This is a genomic window from Falsiroseomonas sp. RANM36 (genome assembly GCF_056682175.1).
Genome location: NZ_JBWXTD010000002.1, coordinates 703,849 through 706,793, shown reverse-complemented (window position 1 = coordinate 706,793; position 2,945 = coordinate 703,849). Strand labels below are relative to the sequence as shown.

Annotated in this window: 3 protein-coding genes and 1 pseudogene; all 4 read right to left on the bottom strand. The window is 75.6% G+C overall.

All coding sequences use genetic code 11. The features are described 5' to 3' along the window. Positions 1-685 (bottom strand): annotated as a pseudogene (locus tag AC1MIR_RS04225) (DNA polymerase III subunit delta'); the annotation flags it as partial. Between the two features lie 3 nt (positions 686-688). Continuing rightward, complete coding sequence (gene tmk, locus AC1MIR_RS04220) at positions 689-1,318, bottom strand: dTMP kinase (protein WP_480026924.1); 630 nt, start codon at positions 1,316-1,318, stop codon at positions 689-691. Positions 1,319-1,352: 34 nt separating this feature from the next. After that, positions 1,353-2,561 carry a D-alanyl-D-alanine carboxypeptidase family protein gene (locus AC1MIR_RS04215; RefSeq protein ID WP_480026923.1) on the bottom strand — a complete coding sequence of 403 codons (1,209 nt, stop codon included), beginning with the start codon at positions 2,559-2,561 and terminating at the stop codon, positions 1,353-1,355. A 53-nt stretch (positions 2,562-2,614) separates the two neighbouring features. Further along, positions 2,615-2,945, bottom strand: a 331-nt coding sequence (locus tag AC1MIR_RS04210) for an SPOR domain-containing protein (protein ID WP_480026922.1), incomplete at its 5' end; no start/stop codon positions are given.

The window sequence follows — 2,945 nt, the reverse complement described above, 5'->3', positions numbered from 1 at the left end:
CCCCCGCCGCGCGGGCGGCGCGCCGCGCCCGGGCGGCCGCCGGCAGCGCCGGCCGCGGGCGCGCCAGCACCGCGGCGGTCTCCGCCTGGTCGAGCGGCGCGAGGTCGAGCCGGCGGCAGCGGCTGCGGATGGTGGGCAGCAGCCGGTCGGGCGCCGGCGTGCAGAGCATCAGCACGGCGCGCGGCGGCGGTTCCTCCAGCGTCTTGAGCAGGGCGTTGGCGGCCTCGCCGCGCATCGTCTCGGCCCCATCCACCAGCACGAAACGCCAGGCGCCCTCCCCCGGCGTCAGCGCCAGCTTCTGGATGGCGCGGCGGACATCCTCGATCTTGATCAGCGCCTTCACGCCGCTGCCGGCTTCCGGCCGCAGCACGAAGAGGTCGGCATGGCTGCCGGCAGCGACGCGGCGGAACACCGGGTCCTCGGGCGGGAGGGAGAGCGGCGGCGCGCCGGGCTTGGCGGGCCGATCCGCGCCGCCGGCCAGCAGCCAGCGTCCGAAGCGATAGCCGAGCGTCGCCTTGCCGATGCCGGGCGGCCCCGCCAGCAGCCAGGCATGCGGCAGCCGGCCGGCCCGCGCCGCGGCTCCCCGCCCGGCGGCGGCGGCCGCGGGGCCGCCGAGGGCGGGGTGGGCGCGGACCGGAAGGTCCTCGTCCTCCTCGAAGACGACGGGCTTCGGCGCGCGCGCCATGGCTCAGGCGGCGCGGCCGAGGCGCGCGGCGACGGTCGAGCGGATGTCGGCGAAGACCGCCTCGGCCGGGCGCGCCGCATCCAGCACGGCACAGCGATCGGGCTCGGCGGCCGCGATGGCGAGGAAGCCGGCGCGCACCCGCGCATGGAAGCCGCCATCCAGCCGCTCATAGCGATCCGCTGCCGCGCCGCGGCCCATGGCGCGGGCCATGCCGGCCTCCGGCGCGATGTCGAGGATCAGCGTGAGGTCCGGCGCCAGGCCTTCCAGGGCGAGTTCGGCCAGCCGCGCATAGACCTCGCCCGGCACGCCCTGGCCGTGGCACTGGTAGGCGCGGGTGGAATCCGCGAAGCGGTCACAGACCACCCACATCCCGGCGGCGAGCGCAGGGCGAATGGTGGCGACGACATGCTCGCGCCGCGCGGCGAACATCAGCATCGCCTCCGCCACCGGGTCGAAGCCCTGGCCATAGAGCAGGACGCGCCGGATCGCCTCCGCCCCGGCCGAGCCGCCGGGCTCGCGGGTGAGCAGCACGGGCAGCCCCTGCCCCGCCAGATGCGCGGCGAGACGGCGCGCCTGGGTGGACTTCCCGCCGCCCTCCCCGCCTTCGAAGGTGATGAAGCGGCCCCGGGTCACGGCCCTCGCTCCAAGAAGCTGAACGACACCCCGCTCAGCCGCCGAACCAGCGCCCTATCACCGCCGGGATGCGCGGGAACAGGCCGAGCCGGTCCACATCGGCGCCGGCGATCAGCGGCACCGTCATCTCCGGCACGCCCTGCCCGCTCACCAGCAGCCGGCCGATCTCCTGGCCCTTGGCGACGGGCGCCGGCACCGGCGCGTCGAAGCGGACCTTGGCCTGCAGGCTGTTGCGCCAGGCCCGCGGCATGGTCAGCACGAGGGCGCGCCCCGCGACCAGCGGCACCGTGGCGCGCTCGCCCAGATAGACCGGCACCTCCTCCACCGTCTCGGCGGCGCGGAACATCACGACGTTGTCGAACTCCCGGAACCCCCATTCCAGCAGCCGCGCGCTTTCCTCCGCCCGCGCGCGCATCGAAGGCAGGCCGTTCACCACCAGGATCAGCCGTCGCCCCCCGCGGATCGCGCTCGCGGTCAGGCCGTATCCCGCTTCCTCCGTGTGGCCGGTCTTGAGGCCATCGGCGCCCGGCACGCGTGCCAGCGTCGGGTTGCGGTTCTCCTGCGTGATGTCGTTCCAGCGGAAGCTGCGCTCGTTGTAGAAGCGGTAGTACTCCGGATGGTCGCTGATGATGCGCCGGGCCAGCGTCGCAAGGTCCCGCGCCGTCATGCGATGCTCCGGGTCGGGCCAGCCGGTCGAGTTGCGGAACACGCTGTCGCGCAGGCCGATGCGGCGGCCGACCTCGTTCATCAGCTCGGCGAATTGCTGCTCGGAGCCGCTGATGCCCTCGGCGAGCACGATGCAGGCATCGTTGCCGGACTGCACGATGACGCCGCGGGCGAGGTCCTCCACGCTGATCTGCGCGCCGATCTGGACGAACATCTTGGATCCGCCCATGCGCCATGCGCGCTCGCTGACCGGCAGTTGCTGGTCGAGGCGAAGGCGGCCCTGCTTCAGCAGGTCGAAGACGACATACATCGTCATCAGCTTCGACATGGAGCTTGGCGGCATCCGCTCCTCGGCGTTCTTCTCGAGCAGCACCGCGCCGGTGTCGAAATCGATCAGCAGCGCCTGGCGCGCCGCGGTGTCCACCGGGCCGAGCGGGCTGCTGGCGGGCGTGGAGGGCGGCGCGGCCGGCGCCGCCGCCGGGCGCTGCGGGCGCCGCTGCTGCGCGAGCGCCTCCGTGGCCAGCACGGGGCTGCCCGCGAGGCCCGCGGCAGCCAGCATCACGTCACGACGGCGCATCGCCCATCCCCCAAGCACCGGCCGGGCGGGCCGGCGCGTCCAACGACTCGCGCTCAGTCCACCAGGATCCTGGCTTCCGATACGCCCGCACGGAGCGTCCGCTCAAGCGCGCGATCGGCCTCCGCCACGCTGGCGAGGGGGCCGATCCGCACGCGGAAGCTTTGCCGGCCGCGCAGGCCGATCGCCTCGACCCCGCCGCCGATGCGGGCGGCCTGCTGCTGCGCCAGGTCGCGCCGGCCGAAGGGCGCGGCCTCGACATAAAGCCGGCCGGGCTGCGCCGGCACGCGCGTCACGCGCTCCGGCAGGCGCGCGGGCGGCGCGGCCCGCGCCGCGGCGCCGCCGCGGGGGCCGCCGCGGCCGCGGGCCCGGCGCGCGCCGCCCCCC